Origin of the sequence: Mycolicibacterium xanthum (genome assembly GCF_019710635.1) — a bacterium.
In the GTDB taxonomy this organism is placed as follows: domain Bacteria; phylum Actinomycetota; class Actinomycetes; order Mycobacteriales; family Mycobacteriaceae; genus Mycobacterium; species Mycobacterium xanthum.
Genome location: NZ_JAIFZS010000008.1, coordinates 1 through 18,748, shown reverse-complemented (window position 1 = coordinate 18,748; position 18,748 = coordinate 1). Strand labels below are relative to the sequence as shown.

At 68.0% G+C, this 18,748-nt stretch carries 11 protein-coding genes and 1 tRNA gene; 6 read left to right on the top strand and 6 right to left on the bottom strand.

The window, feature by feature from the left end:
• Positions 1-26: 26 nt before the first annotated feature.
• Together ettA and JDV09_RS04445 are read right to left on the bottom strand one after the other, a co-directional pair.
• Positions 27-1,700: an energy-dependent translational throttle protein EttA gene (ettA, locus tag JDV09_RS04450; protein WP_221367913.1), complete on the bottom strand. Its 1,674-nt coding sequence runs from the start codon at positions 1,698-1,700 to the stop codon at positions 27-29.
• Between the two features lie 110 nt (positions 1,701-1,810).
• Entirely contained in the window at positions 1,811-2,290 is a 480-nt protein-coding gene (locus JDV09_RS04445) for a single-stranded DNA-binding protein (RefSeq protein ID WP_221367912.1), read from the bottom strand.
• Positions 2,291-2,457: 167 nt separating this feature from the next.
• Here JDV09_RS04445 and JDV09_RS27390 point away from each other — a divergent pair, with 167 nt between their 5' ends.
• Entirely contained in the window at positions 2,458-3,522 is a 1,065-nt protein-coding gene (locus JDV09_RS27390; RefSeq protein WP_221367911.1) for an allophanate hydrolase-related protein, read from the top strand.
• Between the two features lie 18 nt (positions 3,523-3,540).
• Here JDV09_RS27390 and JDV09_RS04435 read toward each other — a convergent pair whose 3' ends face one another.
• From JDV09_RS04435 to JDV09_RS04420, 4 genes are read right to left on the bottom strand one after another with little or no spacing between them, the layout of a single operon-like run.
• A complete protein-coding gene (locus tag JDV09_RS04435; protein WP_221367910.1) occupies positions 3,541-5,559 on the bottom strand; it encodes a bifunctional copper resistance protein CopD/cytochrome c oxidase assembly protein in 2,019 nt (672 codons plus the stop codon).
• A 34-nt stretch (positions 5,560-5,593) separates the two neighbouring features.
• The gene (locus JDV09_RS04430; RefSeq protein ID WP_221367909.1) at positions 5,594-7,969 is read right to left on the bottom strand and encodes a glycerol-3-phosphate 1-O-acyltransferase; all 2,376 of its coding nucleotides are present in this window, start codon (positions 7,967-7,969) and stop codon (positions 5,594-5,596) included.
• Positions 7,966-9,555 (bottom strand): HAD-IB family hydrolase/lysophospholipid acyltransferase family protein, encoded by a 1,590-nt coding sequence (locus tag JDV09_RS04425; protein ID WP_221367908.1) that lies wholly within the window; start codon positions 9,553-9,555, stop codon positions 7,966-7,968. Before JDV09_RS04425 ends, JDV09_RS04430 begins: the two co-directional genes overlap by 4 nt.
• Positions 9,552-11,027 carry a wax ester/triacylglycerol synthase family O-acyltransferase gene (locus tag JDV09_RS04420; protein ID WP_221367907.1) on the bottom strand — a complete coding sequence of 492 codons (1,476 nt, stop codon included), beginning with the start codon at positions 11,025-11,027 and terminating at the stop codon, positions 9,552-9,554. The genes JDV09_RS04425 and JDV09_RS04420 overlap by 4 nt, the downstream gene beginning before the upstream one ends.
• Before the next feature lie 97 nt (positions 11,028-11,124).
• Here JDV09_RS04420 and JDV09_RS04415 point away from each other — a divergent pair.
• The 5 genes from JDV09_RS04415 to JDV09_RS04395 all read left to right on the top strand — a co-directional run bounded on the left by JDV09_RS04415 (position 11,125) and on the right by JDV09_RS04395 (position 18,590).
• Positions 11,125-11,197: transfer RNA gene (locus JDV09_RS04415), tRNA-Arg, on the top strand.
• Between the two features lie 129 nt (positions 11,198-11,326).
• Complete coding sequence (locus JDV09_RS04410) at positions 11,327-13,534, top strand: adenylate/guanylate cyclase domain-containing protein (RefSeq protein WP_221367906.1); 2,208 nt, start codon at positions 11,327-11,329, stop codon at positions 13,532-13,534.
• Positions 13,531-14,931, top strand: a complete 1,401-nt coding sequence (locus JDV09_RS04405; protein ID WP_221367905.1) for a mechanosensitive ion channel domain-containing protein — start codon at positions 13,531-13,533, stop codon at positions 14,929-14,931. The genes JDV09_RS04410 and JDV09_RS04405 overlap by 4 nt, the downstream gene beginning before the upstream one ends.
• Positions 14,932-15,143: 212 nt before the next feature.
• Entirely contained in the window at positions 15,144-16,862 is a 1,719-nt protein-coding gene (locus JDV09_RS04400) for a BCCT family transporter (RefSeq protein WP_221368212.1), read from the top strand.
• Positions 16,863-17,162: 300 nt separating this feature from the next.
• Positions 17,163-18,590 carry a PE-PPE domain-containing protein gene (locus JDV09_RS04395; protein WP_308124003.1) on the top strand — a complete coding sequence of 476 codons (1,428 nt, stop codon included), beginning with the start codon at positions 17,163-17,165 and terminating at the stop codon, positions 18,588-18,590.
• The last annotated feature ends 158 nt before the right edge of the window (positions 18,591-18,748 follow it).

Below are 18,748 nucleotides of genomic sequence, written 5' to 3'. Positions count from 1 at the left end.
GCGGTTACGTGGTCCGCACGACGAGACTAGTCCCGCGTGAGCTTGCGGTGGGTCACCCGGTGCGGACGGGCCGCCTCGGCTCCCAGCCGCTCCACCTTGTTCTCCTCATACGCTGCGAAGTTGCCCTCGAACCAGAACCACTTGGCCTCGTTGTCGCTGTCACCCTCCCAGGCCAGGATGTGGGTACAGGTACGGTCCAGGAACCACCGGTCGTGGCTGATCACCACCGCGCACCCGGGAAACTTCTCGAGCGCGTTCTCCAGCGATCCGAGCGTCTCGACGTCGAGGTCGTTGGTCGGTTCGTCGAGCAGGATCAGGTTGCCGCCCTCCTTGAGGGTCAGCGCCAGGTTGAGCCTGTTGCGCTCACCGCCGGACAGCACACCGGCCGGCTTCTGCTGATCCGGACCCTTGAAACCGAACGCCGAAACGTACGCCCGCGATGGGATCTCGTTCTGCCCGACCTCGATGTAGTCCAGCCCGTCGGAGACCACCTCCCACACGGTCTTCTTAGGGTCGATCCCCGCCCGGCTCTGGTCGACGTAGCTGAGCTTGACGGTCTCCCCGACCTTGACCGTGCCACTGTCCGGCTGCTCGAGTCCCACGATCGTCTTGAACAGCGTGGTCTTTCCGACGCCGTTGGGGCCGATCACCCCGACGATGCCGTTGCGCGGCAGGGTGAACGACAGATCCTTGATCAGTGGCCTGCCCTCGAAGCCCTTGTCCAGGTGGTCGACCTCGACGACCACGCTGCCCAGCCGGGGCCCGGTCGGGATCTGGATCTCCTCGAAGTCGAGCTTGCGGGTCTTCTCCGCCTCGGCGGCCATCTCCTCGTAGCGCTGCAGACGGGCCCTGCTCTTGGCCTGCCGGGCCTTGGCACCCGAGCGCACCCACTCCAGCTCGTCCCTGAGCCGCTTCTGCAGCTTGGCGTCCTTGCGGCCCTGCACCGCGATGCGCTCGGCCTTCTTCTCCAGATAGGTCGAGTAGTTGCCCTCATACGGGTAGGCGCGGCCGCGGTCGAGCTCCAGAATCCACTCGGCGACGTTGTCGAGGAAGTAGCGGTCGTGAGTGACCGCCAGGATGGCGCCCCTGTACGCGGCCAGGTGCTGCTCGAGCCACAACACACTCTCGGCGTCGAGGTGGTTGGTCGGCTCGTCGAGCAGCAGCAGGTCGGGTTTGGACAGCAGCAGTTTGCACAGCGCCACGCGGCGCCGCTCACCACCGGAGAGATGGGTGACGGGCTCGTCCGGCGGCGGGCAGCGCAACGCGTCCATCGCCTGTTCCAGCTGCGAGTCGATGTCCCAGGCGTCGGCGGCGTCGAGCTCCTCCTGGAGCTTGCCCATCTCCTCCATCAGTTCGTCGGAGTAGTCGGTCGCCATCAACTCGGCGACCTCGTTGTAGCGGTTGAGCTTGGCCTTGATCGCCACCCCGTCTTCGACGTTCTCGCGCACCGTCTTGGTCTCGTCGAGCGGGGGCTCTTGCTGCAGGATCCCCACGGTCGCACCGGGCTGGAGGAACGCGTCGCCGTTGTTGGGCTGGTCCAGTCCGGCCATGATCCGCAAGACGCTCGACTTACCGGCCCCGTTGGGACCGACGACGCCGATCTTCGCGCCCGGAAGGAAGTTCAGCGTGACGTCGTCAAGGATCACCTTGTCGCCGTGCGCCTTGCGGACCTTCCGCATCGTGTAGATGAATTCGGCCATGCCTCCGCTGTTGCCTTTCTCGATCCCGGCCCGTTCGGCGGGATCATCTCGGACCTGTGCGATTGAGTCGGGCCCCATCCTAGGCGCGGCCGCCGGGCCGCCGACCGCAGCTAGCCGGTGAGCGGCAGTTCACCCACCTCGGGCGCGGTGTCGTCGCCCTCGTCCTCGCCCCCTTCGTCGTCGATCTCGTCGCCGGCCGGGGACCCCGACGCCACGGCGGCCGGCGCCGGTTCGGGATGCCTGCGGCTCTCGATTCGCACGATGCACCTGGCCAGGTCCGGCCCGACCGAGGTGGCCCGTATCTCCAGCGACGACCGCCGGTTGCCGTCGCGGTCCTCGTACTCGCTGGTGTAGAGGTAGCCCACGACGATCACCGCGTCACCCTTCCCGAGCCCGGCGCCCACACCGGTGATCAGCCGGCCCCAGCAGTTCACCGTCGCATACAGCGAATTCCCGGGCTCCCAGCCGTCGGGGGTGCGCCTGCGCGAGTTGCTGGCCACCCGGAACTTGATCAGCTCCTGGTCACCGACCCAGCGGCGGTCGGGGTTGGTGATGATGGTGCCCACGACGGTGATGGGTGTCTCGAACATGGTCTTTCTTCCTCTCGATCTGCCGGGGACGGGCACGGCATGCGCCCGTCGTTCACACCGCCATTGACCGCCCGGCCACCGACAGCGACGGTCGATGCGACCTGCCGATCCGGCCCCGTTGTGGATGAATCGCGCATTGGGGATGGCGTGGGCCTAGGTTGATCCGCATGACCGCTGGGATCGGCCGCACCCCTGACGCCGACGGCGCGGCTGAGCCGGATCACCCCGGTCCGCTCGCCGGGGTCCGGGTCGCGGTGCAGGCCGGTGCACCCGGGGCCGACGCGTTGCGCGCCGCAGGGGCCCGGTTGAGTGGCGACGACGCCGATGCGTGGGTGATGACCGGAACGGCCGCGGGGGCGTCGGCCGCGGCCGGCGTGACGCCCACCGCGGCCGTGCTGGGCGCCCCGGTCACCGTCGCCGCCACCGATCTGGATCTGGGCAACCGGGTGCTGGCGATACTTGCGGCACACCGACCGGCGGCCTGGCCGGCGGACCTGCGCCTGGCGGCCCCGGCTCAGCCCGTCGTCGCCGCCGACCCGTCGGTGCCGTCGGCGGTGACCTCGACTCTGGCGGCGGCGGGCGCTCTGGTCGTCGCGTTGCCCCGCGCCGATGCCGGCACCGCGCCGCTACCCGACGGCGTGGATGTCGTCGTCTTCCCCGGGTGTCGCGCGCCCGCCCACGGATGCGCCGTCACGGTCGATGTCGGGTCCTCGCCGGTGTCGGTGCTGGCCCGCGCATTCGACGATGCCGTCGCCCTCGACATCGCGGCGACGCTGTCCGGCGCACCGGCGATCGACCGGGTGTGGCCGGTGAGCGCCGCCGACGCCGTCGAACTGGTCGTGTTCGGTGCGCATCTGCGCGGCGGTGCGCTGGCGTACCAGCTGACCGAGCTCGGCGCACGATGGGCCGGCGAAGTCACGACGACGGCCCGCTACCGGATGACGGTGCTGCCGACGGACCCGCCCAAGCCGGCGATCAACCGTGTTCCCGACAACGCGCCCGGCACGGCGCTCTACGGGCAGAGCTGGCTGATGTCGGCCGCGGCGCTGGGCCGGTTCCTGGCCGCGTTGCCGCCGCCGATGCAGTTGGGCAAGGTCGAGATCGCCGACGGAAGTTGGCGCACCGGGTTCGGCTGCGATGCCGCCGCGGCGACCGGCGTGGACATCAGCGCGCACGGCGGTTGGCCGGCCGCGATCGCGGCCGGTGCGGTGCGCGGTGCGGGTCGGCCCTGACCTCGACCGCCACCCCGGTCAGTCCCCGGCCCGGTCCCGCCGGGCCAGCTCGGCCAACATCGCGTTGTAGGCGGCCAGATCGGCGTCGTCGTCCCGGTCCGCAGCACGGTCGAGGCGCCTGGCGGTGCGTTCGTCGCTGCGGCGCCATTGCACGAACAGCGCGATCAGGACCACCACCAGCGGCACCTCTCCTGCCGCCCACGCGATGCCACCACCGAGGCGCTGGTCACCGAGTAGATCGGTGTGCCAGTCCAGGTGCAGCGAGCGGTAGAAGGCACCACCCAGCACCGTCGTGGTGCCCATCAGCACCACCCCGAAGAAGGCGTGCAGCGGCAGCGAGGCGAACACCATGCCGAGCTTGCCGATCGGCGGCAACGGCCGCGGTGTCGGATCCACCCCGATCACCACCCAGTAGAAGAGGTAACCGCTGAGCAGAAAGTGCAGGTTCATGGCCAGGTGCCCGGCGTGACTGCCCACCACCGCGTCGAAGATCCCGCCGAAGTACAGGCCGTAGAACCCCACGACGAACAGCGCCGTCGCGACGAACGGATTGGTCAGGATCCGAGACACCCGCGAGTGCAGCGCGGCGAGCAGCCATTCCCGTGGCCCCGGCGGCTGGTCGCGCCCCGCGGCCGGCAACGCCCGTAACGCCAGGGTGACCGGCGCGCCGAGCACCAGCAGGATCGGCACCAGCATCGACAACAACATGTGGGCCGCCATGTGCATGCTGAACATCGCGGGCATGTACCGGCCGATCCCCGACGACGTCGCCAGCAGCAGTGCCAGGCAGCCCAGCAGCCAGGCCGCCACCCGCCCCGCCGGCCAGGCGTCCCCGCGCCGCCGCAACCGGCGCACCCCGGCCAGGTACACGATCGCGCACACGATCGCAGCGGTGCCGAACAGCACGTCGAAGCGCCAGTCGAACAGCACCCGCGCCGGCGTGGGTGGGCCGGCCAGGTCGTAGCCGATCTCCACCATCGGGATGGACGGGTTGGCCTGGCGTGGCGGCGGAGGGGGCGTGCGGCCCAGTGCGACGGCCACCCCGAACGTCAGCCCGAACACGATCGCCTCGACCAGCGCAAGCCGGATCAATGCGCCGCGCGCGCCCGGGTCGGCACGCAGAACGGCCACTCCACCGCGGCGCTGCCGCCAGCCGAGCACCCCCAACACGCCCAGCGCGGCGGCCTTGGCCAGCACCAGCCGGCCGTAGTCGCTGCCGACGAGATCGCCGGGGGCGACCCGGACCAGCGCGTTGAGCACCCCGCTGTACGCCATCGCGACGAAACACCACAGCGCAACCGCCGAGAACCGGCGCGCCGCCAGATCGGCGTACTCGCCGCCGCGCAGCGCGTGCACCAGCAGGGCCAGCAACCCGCCCGCCCACAGCGCGCCCGCGACGAGGTGCACCAGCAGGCTGTTCGTCGCGATGTCGTGCGCCCCGCCCGCCGACGAATGGCCGGTCAGAGCCAACGGCAGCAGCGTCACCAGCGACCCGGCGAACAGCATCGGGGTCCACGACCAGCGCAGCACCGGAATACTGACCAGTGCGACGACGGCCGCGAACAACGCGGTCCAGCGCCACGCCCCCGCCACCTCGACCAGGCTGGCCACCGACCAGATGTCCGACGGCCGCAGCCGGGTGGACAGGGGTTGGCCACTGACATCGGAGACGGTGAGCGCCACCATCAGCAGCGCGCACACTGCCCAGACGCCCGACGCGAAGGTCCCGACCCGCAGGGCGCGGTATCCGCCCGCGTCGAGCACCCGATTGCGCTGGGGCGGTACCAGGAATGCGGCGAACATGAACGACCCGACAGCGATGACGGCGGCGATCTCTCCCGCCGCGCGCACGAAGGGCAGACCGTGGGTGGTGACCGGTCCCGGATCCGGTAGGCCGGTGGCGGTCAGCGCATCCGCCAACGACAGCGAGGCCAGGCCGGCGGCGGTGGCGCCGGCGAGCAGACCGATGCCGTAGAGCAACGGCCACACCGGCGCCCTGCGGGCCGGCGTGGCCGCCGCGGGGCCGGCGGATGACATGTCAGAAGCCTATGGCCTGACCCAGGTGCAGCGGTCAGACGGCCGGATTCCGCAGCCCACGGTGGGCACGCTCGCGGGCGATGAAGTGCTCCCTGGCGAAACCTTCCACCTTGACCATGTCCGTCAGGATCGTGCGCAGTTCGTCGCGGAACGCCATGCGCCGTTCGGTCAGGTCGGCGGCCGCCTCGAGCAGATGCTGGTCGGCTGCGACCTGACGGGCCGTGGCGAACAACAGGGCCGACACCGACTCGGTGCTGCGCACCACGGTCTGGGCGACGTACTGCTGCCCCACGGCCAACGCCCTTGCGGTCAGGTCCTTTTCGGAGATGTCGGCGGGCGCATCGATCAGGACGTCGGCGACGATCCAGTACGCCTCGAAGAACGGCCGCAGCAGCGGACCGGCGATCGCCGGCCGCTTTTCGCGCAGCACCCTGTCGATCCGTTCGCCACCGGCCTCGACGTCTTGCTCCCAGTCTGAATCCTCCCGTCCTCCTCGCGTGCGGGGAAGCCAGGACATCTCCTCGGCGACGTGCTCGCGGAAGGCAGCCGAGTCGGCGAAGTAGAACTCGAACTTCAACAGGTCACGCAACCGCATCACCTGCGCCCAGAACACGTCGAGGCGGTCCCCGTCCGCGTTGGCGGCATGGGCCAGAGCCAGCTCCACCAGCGAGGTCTCCAGGAACGCGTCGATCATCGTGTTGCGGTAGAACGCCGCCTCCAGCTCGTCCTGCGGCGCGATGTACCAAACCGGTTCACGGCCGCCGTCGATGCGGGTCACCGGGTGCCCGTTGGACAGCGCGTCCACCGCGGCACGCACGCCGTCGGGGGCGCGCAACCGCAGCGCGCTGTTGGTCATCGGGGTCTGCTTGCGCTCCAGGTAGTCAAGCGTGTCCTGCAGCGTGTGGTGCAGTTGGTCGAGGGTCAGCGCGATCCCCCGGGTGCTCAGCAGCAGCGCCGACACCAGCGCGGTCGCGTTGACCGGGGTGATCTGCAGGATGCGCCAGGCCACCTCGAAGGCCATCTTCTGCAGCGCAAGACGTTTCGCGTCGGGATCGGTGGCCATCGGGCCGTGCGGGTCCCCCAGGTACTGACGCATCGAGACGGCCTCGGGGAAGCGCACGTAGATCTTCCCGTAGTTGCGTTCGCCCTGCGCCTTGATGTAGTTGTACAGCCACGACAACCCCTCGGGCGTCTTCTCACCGCCACGCGCGTAGGCCGCGTACTCGGCGGTCTCGTGTAGCTGGTCGAAACTGATCGACACCGGCTGCAGCAGGATGTCGTCGCTACGCCCGTCCAGGTAGGCGTCGGCGACATAGGCCAGCAGACCGAGCTTGGGCGGCAACATTTTTCCGGTGCGCGACCGGGTACCCTCGATCGACCAGCTCAGATTGAAGCGCTTCTCGACGATGTATCCGACGAACTGGCGAAGGACGAACTTGTACAGCGGGTCGTCGAGCTTGCGCCGGATGAAGATGACGCCGGAGCGGCGCATCAGGGGCCCCATCGCACCGAACGACAGGTTGATGCCCGCGAACGTGTGCACCGGCGGAAGCCGGTTCTCCTGCATGGCGACCGGCACGATGACGCCGTCCAGGTAGGACCGGTGCGAGAACAGCAGCACCGCCGGATGTGCCTCCAGTCCGTGCCGCATCGCCTCGACCTCGGCGCGGTCGTAGTCGATGTTGGGATCGAAACCGCGGCTGAAGATCGCCCGGCCCAGCGCCGGGATCAGGTCGACGGAGAACCGACTCCATCCGGTGCCGAGTTCGTCGAGCATCTCGCCCGCCTTCTCGACGGTGGCGCCGGGGATCTTCTCCAGTCCTTCGCGGAACCTGGCGGAGGCCAGCACCTCCGGCTTGATCAGCCGCGGCGACTTGTACTCGGGGCCGAGCAACCGCAACTCGACCCGCTCGATCGCCAGGATGGCCCGCCGGATGACGAATCGCGCGAATTCCCTGGGGTTCTCGGCGACGGTGTGCTCGCTCCACTGCTGGTGCAGCTCGGAGACCTTCGCGGGCTCGCCGGCCACCACACGGGCCCGCGACGGGTCACGCTTGAGGATGCGGCGCTGCAGCAGCTTGGGCGGGCAGTAGGCATCTCGGCCCGAGACCAGCGCGGCCACCTTGGACCGGGTCGGCAGACCGCCCGGCACCCAGAACACCCGCACCGGCACCACGGACCGGTCCTCGTCGGCGTCCAGCAACTCGACCAGTCGGGCCAGTGTGCCCGGCGGGGGGTCGTCGTCGGCCGGCAGCTTGAGCACCTCGATGGCCGAGTCGGGGTGTTCCCGGCGCTGATGCTGCAACCAGCCCGTGAGCAACTCCTCCTCCGCCTCGGAGGACACCGAGGCCAGCACCAGGGCATCGCCGACTGCGGTGTAGGCGGTGATGTCGTCGGCGCGGACCTTCACGGCCGCCCCTTCGAGCCGGTCCGCTTGACCGGCGGGGTCTTGGCCGCGGCCTTCTTGGCGGGCGCCTTCTTGGCGGCCTTCTTCGCCGGTGCCCTCTTGACGGCGCGACGGTACAGATCCGGGACGGGCAGCTCGTCGTGCGGCCAGTCCGCCAACGTGTCCAGATAGAGCCGGCGCACCTCGGCGATCCGCTCGGGCAGGTTGTCGTGCGTCCAGTCGTCGACCGGAATCGGCGGATAGACAACCACATCGACGGTTCCGGGGTTGAAGGTGCTGGAGTCGCGGGCGGCGATCACCTCCGCGTTGCGGATCACGATCGGCACGATCGGGATGCCCACCGACATCGCCATCCGGAACGGGCCCTTCTTGAACGGGCCGACCTCGGTGGTGTCCAGCCTGGTGCCCTCGGGCGCGATCAGGATCGACAGACCCTTGCGGGCGAGTTCCTCGACCTTCTTCAGGCCCTCGACCGCCTTGGCCGGGTCGTCGCGGTCGATGAAGGCGGCGTCCATGATCTTGCCCATCGTGCCGACGATGGGGTCGCTCTCGAGTTCCTTCTTGCCCACCGACGTGAAGTTGTCGCTGACCAGGCGGCCGGCGATCAACGGGTCGGCCTGGTTGCGGTGGTTGAAGATGAACACCGCCGGGCGCTGCACAGTCAGATTCTCGCGGCCGAGCACGTTCAGGTTGATGCCGATGGTGTTGAGCAGGGTCCTGCCGTACATCGACGTGAAGAAATTGACGCCGGTGCGCTTGTTGCGGGTGACCAGACCGATGCCCAGGGCTCCGGCAGCAATCGGCACCATCGATGCCACCCCGGCCACGGTGCGCAGCTGAGACACCGGATTGGAGCCGCTGCGGCTGCTGAACCGCAGCACCGGCCAGCCCCGCTTGGCGGCCACCGTCGCCATCTTGCCCGCCGGGTTGGTCGGGCGTGGATTGCCGACGAGATACATCAGCGCGACGTCCTCGTCGCCGTCGGCATAGAAGTAGCTCTTCGCCAGGTCAACCGCATTGGCGGCGGCGAACTCCTGCACCGCCCTGGCCTTGCCCGGCCCCCAGATGATCGGTCGCTGGACCTCGCCGGTGATCAGCCCGTCCTCGTCCGTCTCGAACTTGTTGCTGAGCACGTTCTCGATTCCCAGGAATCGGGCAACCGGATCGACCTGCACCGTCAGCGCTGACGAGCTCAGGACCACGGTGTGGCCGCGCGCCATGTGCGCGCGCACGATCTCGCGCATCTCCGGATAGATCCGGCCGACGATCTTCTGCACGAACAGCCGCTCGGCCAGCTCGTCGATGTCGGCGAGGGAGTTGCCCCGCAACATCCGCGCGCCCTTGCCGATCAGGTCCTCGAACTCAGAGCGCCCCAGCTGATGGTTCAAGCCGGCCTGCACCATGCCGATGAACTCGCCCACCGACATCTGCCCACGCCGCAGCCGGTCCTGCGTCATCACCACGCCGGTGAACCCGGCGACCAGCGTGCCGTCCAGATCGAAGAACGCGCCGACCTCGGCACCCGGCGGGCTGGCCTCTACCTCGGCGACCGAGCCGGGCAGCCGCATCTGACCATTCGACGGCGTCATCGCGAGACACTTCCGTTCAGTGGGAGCGACTGGGACTGCGCGACGAACGTCGCGGGCTGCACGCGGCCGTCCCCGCCCAGGGCCAAAACCTCGTCGAACCCGGCCGCCAGGCACTGCGCGAACAGGTCCGGGTCGGTGATCGAGGCCCGGTCGTAGCGGGCGGTGATCGTGCAGAACCCCGAGCGCGAGATCAGAACAACCATCATCGCCACCCCAGGGAGAGGCCCGATTCCGTACTGCCGCAACACTTTTGCACCGGCGATGAACGTATCGCCGGCATACACCGGCACGTTGGAGGCCTGCACGTCGGAATTGACGATGGAACCGGCGATGATCTCGAGCATGGTGTCGGGCAGCAGGCCGACCATCGGCGCGATCGCACCGACCATGTCCAGCGCACGCTCGTCACGCTTGCGGGTCATCTGGGAGCGGATGTCCTTGATCCGGACTTCCGGGTCGGCCAGGCCGATGGGCGCGGCGAGGTTCACCCCGACGAATCGGTTGCCACCGGCCGGATCCGCCTCCGAGCGCAGGTTGACCGGCACCGCCATCGGCAGTGCATCGATGGGCACCCCCTTGGCCCGGTGGTAGAGCCGCAGTGCCCCACACACGCCGGCCAGGTAGGCGTCGTTGATCGAGCCGCCCGCCGCCTTGGCCGCACGGTGCAGGTCGCCGAACTCGATGTCGATCGCCTCGCTGCGCGACGACAGGCTGCGCCGACGCAACAGCGGTGACGGTTCGGCCACCGGGCCCATCACCCGCGCGCCCGACATCGCATATTCGACGACACTGCCCAACCTCGACACCGGGTCGCGCACCACATGCCCGACCGCCTGGGCGGCGCCGAACAGCGCGTCACGCACCCCACCTACCACGGTGCCGGGCAGACGGTTGAACCCGCGGCGCATCAAGTCGTTGGGCGACAGGTCCGACGGGATCGGCAGCGGCGGGGCCTGCTGCGCCGGTGGGTTGCGCTCGAGGTCGTAGAGGTTGGCGAACATCTCCACGCTGCCGACACCGTCGGTCACGGCGTGGCTGAGATGCACCATCAGCGCCGCCCGCCCGTTCTCCATACCCTCGATGAGGGTTGCCGTCCACAGCGGGCGGGAGATGTCGAGCGGTGACTGCGCCGCCACCTCGGCGATGTCCATCACCTGGCGGAAGGTGCCCGGCTCCGGCACGCGAACGCGGCGCAGATGGAAGTCCAGGTTGAAGTCCGGGTCGACGACCCAGCGCGGGGCCGCCGTGGGCAGCGTCGGGGTGACCACCTTCTGGCGCAGCCGCAGCACCTTGCGGGAGGCGTGGTCGAAGCAGGTGCGGAACCGGTCCCAGTCCGGGGTGGTGTCGAGAATCTCGATCGTCATGATGCCCGAGCGGGTGCGAGGATTGGCTTCGCCACGATGCAGGATCTGGTCGAGTGCGTTGAGTTCCTCCGGCAGCCCGGCCGCGTCCAGTTCCGGCACGTTACTCATGGCGACTACGCTAGTCGTCACCCCTGCCGGCGGAGCAGCTTTGGTCGCCGTTCACGAACCGGTCACGTCCGGCCTGCGGGATACACTGCTCGGCACTGCCCCCGTAGCTCAGCGGATAGAGCAACCGCCTTCTAAGCGGTTGGTCGCAGGTTCGATCCCTGCCGGGGGCGCAACGGCGACGTCCCGAGACCCGAAATCGCGCGGAGTGGTCATCTGGCACACAAACCCCAATCGTCACAGCCAGTGTTATCATGCGGCGGCGCTGCCTGCCCTGCAGCGCTGACGGCGGAGGGGTGCCGATGACCGACGTGTCCGAACCGGACCCATCGGAGCCAGCGCCCGCACCGCAACCGGAAAAGCCTAGTCGCCTCAGCCGTTTTCGACGGCGCGGCCCGGGCGGGCTGGTCAGCATCCAGTCCAAGCTGATCGTGGTTCTGGTGCTGTACACCATCGTGGCGGCAGTGGTCGTCGGAGTCGTCGCCTTCCAGGCCGGCCGCACTTCCATCCGGTCGTCAGTGTTCGACCGGCTCACCGAGATTCGCGAGTCGCAGTCCCAGGCACTGGAACGCCAGCTCACCGACCTGAAGAACTCCCTGATCATCTACACCCACGGCGCGAACCTCGCCGGTGCGGTCGACGAGTTCACCGCGGGGTTCGACGAGCTTGCCGACTCGGCGATCGACCCGGCCCAGTCGCGGTCGATCGTCGACTACTACGAACGGTTCTCCGCGGCGACCGAGCAGAATTCCGGGATGCCGGTGGACGCCGACGCCCTGCTGCCGACGTCGAACGCCCAGCGGTACCTGCAGGCGAACTACACCAGCCGGCACAAGGACGGGGACTCCGCACTCATCATGGCCGACGCCGGCGACGGCAGCGCATGGTCGGCGGCCAACGTGCGCTATCAGGGGTTCTTCGCCGAGATCGTCAACCGGTTCGAGTTCGAGGACGCGCTGCTGTTGGACACCCGCGGCAACGTCGTGTACTGCGCCGACAAGAACGTCGACCTCGGCACCAACATCCTGACCGGCCCGTTCCGCGGGTCCAATCTGCGCGGCGCCTACGAGAAGGCCCTGTCGTCGAACTCCGCCGACAACGTCACGTTCACCGACTTCGAGCTCTACCAACCGGCCGGGAACCGTCCCACCGCCTGGATGGTCTCCCCCGTCGCGCCCGGGGGGCGAACGGTCGGAGTGCTCGCCCTGCAGTTCCCGATCTCGAAGATCAATCGGCTGATGACCTTCGACGAGCAGTGGGCACAGGCGGGGCTGGGCGAGACCGGCGAAACCATTCTCGTGGGTCCTGACGGGCTGATGCGCTCGGATTCCCGCCTGTTCGTGGAGGATCCGCAGCGATACGTGGCGGCTGTGACCGAGGCGGGCACCCCACCCGACGTGGCCGAGGCCGCCGTCCGTCTGGGCGGCACAACCCTCGTGCAGCCCGCCGGCGAGGAGGCGAACCGGGCTGCCCAGAAGGGGCAGTCGGGGACGATGATCACCACCGACTACCTCGGCCAGGAAGCACTGCAGGCCTACACGCCGGTATCGGTGAAGGGTGCGGGGCTGCACTGGTCGCTGGTGGCCGAGATCGACACCGCGGAGGCCTTCGAAGGTGAGGCGTCGTTCACCAGGACGATGGTCGTGTCGACGACGGGCATCGTGGTGGTCGCGTGCTTGTTGTCGATCTTCCTCGCGCCGTTCTTCGTCCGGCCGATCCGGCGGCTGGAGGCCGGGGCACGCCGCATCAGTGCCGGCGACTACGACGTCGTCATTCCGGTCGACACCCGCGACGAGGTCGGCGACCTGACGGAGGCCTTCAACGAGATGAGCCGCAGCCTGACCATCAAAGAGCAACTGCTCGACGCGCAACGCAGCGCCTACGAGAAGCTCTTGAACTCGCTGATGCCCGAGAACGTCGCCGAGAGGTTCCAGCAGGGTGAGCAGACCATCACCCAGCAGCGCCAGAACGTATCCGTGATCTTCGCCGACATCATCGGACTCGACCGCCTGCAGGCCGAGCTGCCGGCCGAGGAGTCCCTGTCCCTGATCAATGAGCTGGTTCGCCAGATCGATGCCGCCGCCGAAGATTTCGGTATGGAGCGGGTGCACACCGTGCGCAACGGCTACCTGGCCAGCTGTGGCCTCACCGTCCCACGGCTGGACAATGCCCGCCGCACCGTCGACTTCGCCCTCGAGTGCGAGCGCATCGTCGACCGGTTCAGCAGAGAAACCGGCAACTCCCTGAGCGTGCGGGCCGGCATCGACGCCGGACCGGTCAGCAGCGGGCTGGTCGGCCGCTCCACAGTCGTCTACGACCTCTGGGGATCTGCGGTCAACATCGCCCATCAGGTGAAGGGCGAAACCCCGCAGTCCGGACAGCCCGGCATCTTCGTCACCGATCGGGTCCGCAAGAGCCTCAACGACACCGGGGCTTTCACCGCGGCTGGTTCGATCACGGTCGACGGCGAAGAACAACCCGTTTGGCAACTTGCGGGACGCGGCCGATGAGCGTCTTCGCATCGCCGTGGTTCTACTGGGCGGTCGGCATCGCGATCGGTCTGCCGGTGGGGTTGATCATCCTCACCGAATGGCAGCAGGCGCTCCGCCGCAAAGGAAGCTCCCTGGCCCGTCCGGTGACGCTGCTGCGGAACTGGGTGCTGCCGATCGGCGCGATCGCGTTGCTGATGGTGCAGGTCGGCGAGATCCCGGCAGAGGCCACACCGACGAAGCTCATCGGAACCCTGCTGGCCTTCGTGGTGTTGGTGCTGCTGCTCTCCGGAGTCAACGCCACCCTGTTCCAGAACGCACCCCAGGGCACGTGGCGCAGACGCGTCCCCGCGATCTTCGTCGACGTCGCACGATTGGTACTGATCGCCATCGGCCTGGCGTTCGTCTTCTCCAACATCTGGGGCGCGGACATCCAGGGCCTGTTCACCGCGCTGGGCGTGACGTCGATCGTCATCGGCCTGATGCTGCAGAATTCGGTCGGGCAGGTGATATCCGGCCTCCTGGTGCTGTTCGAGCAGCCGTTCGAGATCGGCGACTGGCTGGAGACCCCGACCGCGCGCGGTGCGGTCGTCGAGGTCAACTGGCGCTCCGTTCACCTGGAGACGGCCGACGGACTGCAGATCACCCCCAACTCCGTCCTGGCAGAGTCCTCGTTCACCAATCTGAGCCGCCCACAGGGCAAGCACAGGCTCAGAATGACCAGCGTCTTCACCATCGACGACCGGCCAGATCAGGTCTGTGAGATGTTGTCCAGGGTCGCCGCCGATCTGCCGCAACGCGATCCGAATTCCACACCGTATGCGATTCCGCTGGGCGGCCTGGAGTACCGGACCAGCATCAGACTCCGCACCGCGGCCGACTACTCGGTGGCCAGATCCACCTTCCTGCGGTGGATCTGGTACGCCTCGCGGCGCGACGGCCTGCACCTCGACGAAGCGGAGGACATCCTCCCGCTCCCCGAGGAACTGGCCGATGCGGTGCAACAGGTCATCGCACCGACACTTCAGCTCACCCCCGACGGCCAGGCGGCGCTGATGGAGCACTGCCGGCTGGAGCGGTACGGCGCCGGTGAACTCGTCCTGCGCGCCGGCGAGGTGCCCGAGCGAATGACGTTCATCGTGTCGGGCCAGGTCCAGCTCACCGTGACCGACGGCACCGGCGCCGATCTGCCGGTAGGCATGGTGACGGAAGGGTCGTTCGTCGGACAGAACACCTTGACCCGACAGCCGGTGACGGGATGTGCCCGGGCCGTCGATGAACTCACCGTCGTCCACGTCAACCGTGCATACATCGAGCGACTCGTGGATGAGAACCCCTTGCTGCTAGAGGATTTCGGTCGCATCATCGAAGATCGCCGTGCCGCAGCACTCCAGTTGCTGGCGACGAAGACACGATGAGCAGCTGACGCGCATTCGATCCCGTCATCGTCGTACGCGTCGCTGACCAGCGACAGAGCGAGTAAGGTCGGCCGATACGACCCTGCACGGAACTTGACCAATGACCACTGGCACGCGCGATGCGATGCCATGACAGGGAGGCCACCGTGGCGACCCACAAAGAGCCCGGTGTCGAAGACCGGCCGGGCCCGCTGAAAGCGGCATGGCGCGCCATGAAGGCGCCGGTGTTCATACCTGCCTCGCTGGTCATCTTCGCCCTGATCATCTTCTCGGTGGTCTTCTCCTCCACCGCGAAGAATGCCTTCAGCAACCTCAACAGCGTGATCACCAGCGGCATCGGCTGGTGGTACGTGCTGGTCATCACCGGTTTCGTGGTCTTCGCGCTGTACTGCGGGTTCTCCCGCATCGGGTCCATCCGGCTCGGCCGGGACCTGGAGAAGCCCGAGTTCGGCTTCTGGGCCTGGCTGGCGATGCTGTTCAGCGCCGGGATGGGCATCGGCCTGGTGTTCTACGGCGTGGCCGAACCCCTCACCCACTACGTCAACCCGCCCCCGGGCCTGGGCATCGAGGGCTCCACCGACGACGCCGCGAACGAGGCCCTGTCCATCACCTTCTTCCACTGGGGGCTGCACGCCTGGGCGATCTACGTCGTCGTCGGTTTGGGCATGGCGTACATGACGTATCGCCGCGGTCGGCCGTTGTCGGTGCGCTGGCTGCTCGAACCGCTGATCGGCCGCCAACGTGTCGAAGGCTGGATCGGGCACACCGTCGACGTGGTGGCGATCGTCGGAACGCTCTTCGGCGTGGCCACCTCTCTCGGGTTCGGGATCACCCAGATCGCGGCGGGGTTGCAGTTTCTGGGCTGGATCACCGTCAACAACTGGTGGATCATCGGGATGATCACGGTGATCACGATGATCGCCACCGCGTCGGTGGTCCTCGGGGTCGACCGCGGCATCAAGTGGCTGTCGAACATCAACATGGCGCTGGCCGCCGGCCTGACCGCATTCGTGCTGCTGCTCGGGCCGACGTTGTTCCTTCTGCAGGCCTGGGTTCAGAACCTCGGCAACTACGTCACCTTCATGCCGCAGTTGATGCTGCGCACCGGCCCATTCACCGACGGTGCGTGGCTCGGCAGCTGGACGATCTTCTACTGGGGCTGGTGGGTCAGCTGGGCGCCGTTCGTCGGGATGTTCATCGCGCGAATCTCCCGTGGCCGCACGATCAGGCAGTTCGTCGGCGGTGTGCTCTTGGCGCCGACGGTCATCGGCACGCTGTGGTTCACCATCTTCGGCGACTCGGCCATCCTGCGTCAGCGCGATCAGGGCGACATGCTGGTCGAGGGCGCCGTGGACGCGAGCACCTCGCTGTTCCGGTTGCTCGGGGGGCTGCCGATCGGGGTGATCACAAGCGTCATCGCCATCTTTGTGATCGTGTTCTTCTTCGTCACGTCGTCTGACTCCGGGTCGCTGGTGGTCGACATCCTCTCCGCGGGTGGCGAGCTGGATCCGCCCAAGGCCAGCCGGGTGTACTGGTGTCTGCTCGAGGGCCTGGCCGCCGCGGTGCTGCTGGTGGTCGGCGGAGCCGGCTCGCTCACCGCGCTGCAGACCGCGTCGATCGCGACGGCGGCGCCGTTCTCGCTGGTGATGGTCGCGGCGTGCGTGGCGATGATCCGGGCGTTCCGATACGACCTGGCGACCACGCCGCAGTTCCTGAAGGTGTCCTCGCCGGCCGAGTACAGAGCGGCGACCACGACGGACGGCGAGCAGGGATTCAGCGAGATATCTTCGACGCTGGTCGGCCTGGTGGCCGTCCACCACGTCGATGTCGACACCGTGAAGGTCCACGAGCTGACCGGCGAGCTGACCGTGGCCGAACCGGTCGACCCACTCGGTGAGGCTCTGACCGACCAGCATCACAACCGCTCCTGACATCCGGGGCGGGATGCGCAGACACGGAGACCAGCAACCAAATCTCCTGCCGCAGCGCCATGCCGCCGTGGGCCGCCGATCCGGCCCACGGCGTCGAGCACAGCAAATGTTAGCCGACGGCGCTGCAGATCGCTGAACCGGTCTCCCGTCATTGCATCCAACGGCGAATCCGCATCCCACCCATCGCCTGAGACTCGCCAAAATGGGCCCTGCCGGATACTGTGCAATCCCACCTACCAGGGGGAGATCGTCGGCATGGGCAAAGCTCGTCATCGCCATAAGCGGGCACGCAGATCGGCCGTGGGCGCGGCGGCTCTGGGCCTGGCGGCAACCGTGGGCGGCGTCGCAGCGACGCAGCCTGCGGCGATAACCGGCTCGCTGGTCGACCTGACGGCGCTGATCGTCGTCGGCAGCTCCACCCATCCCGACGGCTCGGGCAACGAGAACTTCTTCGGCGGCAAGTTCAATCAGGCGCCCTACAACCCGACCGGTCAACCGGGCCCTGACCTGGTGGGCGTCAACTTCTGGGCGTGGACCACCGGCATCGACGCCGCGCTGCAGGCACATTCGGGTGAGGACAACGCGGTGCTGTCATCCGGCTGGGGGGCCGCGAACAGCAGCCTGGTCCTGAGCCGAATGGACAGGAACAGCGACCCGGCGCTACCCAAGACGCTTTTCATCCTCGACAACAACGTCTCGCGACCCGACGGCGGGTTCGGCACTCGATATCCGCTGTTCGCGCTGATCGGGGTGAACCCGTTCCCGTCGCCGACGGACACCGCTGCCAAAAACGTCGTCGACATCGCCTACCAGTACAACTACAACTCCAATGCCCCTGCCGACCTGCTCAACATCGTCGCCCATGTCAATGCGCTGGTCGCCTACCTGTACGTGTACCGGGACCAGGACCAGATCGATCTGCCGGTTGACGTCGACGGCAATCCGACGGTGACCTGCGGCGGCGCGAACACCTGCGCGGTCCTCGCCAACGGAGCCGCCGCCCTGCCCTGCGACGACGCACGCTGCGAGGTCCCCGAGGGCGATCGGGTGGTCGCCTATGTGACCAGACGGGGCAACACCACCTACGTCACCTACACCGTCGAGGAACTTCCGTTGGCGCGGTTGATCCGCGACGTCGTCCCGTTCGGCGGGGTGATCGCCGATGTCTCCGAACCGATCTTGAAGCTGGTCGTGGAATCCGCCTACTACGGCGGCAACCCGATCCCGTCCGACCCGAGCCAGTACCGGCCGGCACGACTGATGCCGTCGCCCGGCGAGATCGCGACGACGGTGTCCAAGGTTCCCGGGGCGATCCACGAAGTCCTGGAAGCGTTGTCAGCCGATATGGTTGGCTCGGACCCCGCACCCGTCGAGACCATTAAAGCGGCAGTGACCGACGAGCCCAGTGGCGACGAGATCGGACCTGGCGAGGCGACCTCTTCGCCTCGGCGGCAGGCCGACCCGCGGCACGATGGTTCGGACGACGATAGCGTCCACGGCAGCCACGACTTCGAGGATGTCGACGAGGCCGACGACACGGCCGCCGACGACGACCAACACGAGGTCGCCTCCGGCAACGAGCAGCCTGAGGCCGACTTCGCCTACGGCCAACCCGAGGTCTCCTCCGGCAACGACAAACCCCGCAACCCCACCGGGGAATCCGGTGACGAACCCGCCGCACAGCCCACAAGGGATACATCCGACGCCGACCGCGACAGCGACGACTAGCCAAACCCGCCGTCGACAAGATCGTGGTCGGGGTGGGAGATTTGCGGGCCGGCTCGTTTTGATGCGCTGACCCACACCGAGTTCTACCCGGACACCAGGTACGGCCTGTGCAGGTTGTAGTAGGACACGTCGCCCATCAGCTGCATCTCCTCGTCGAA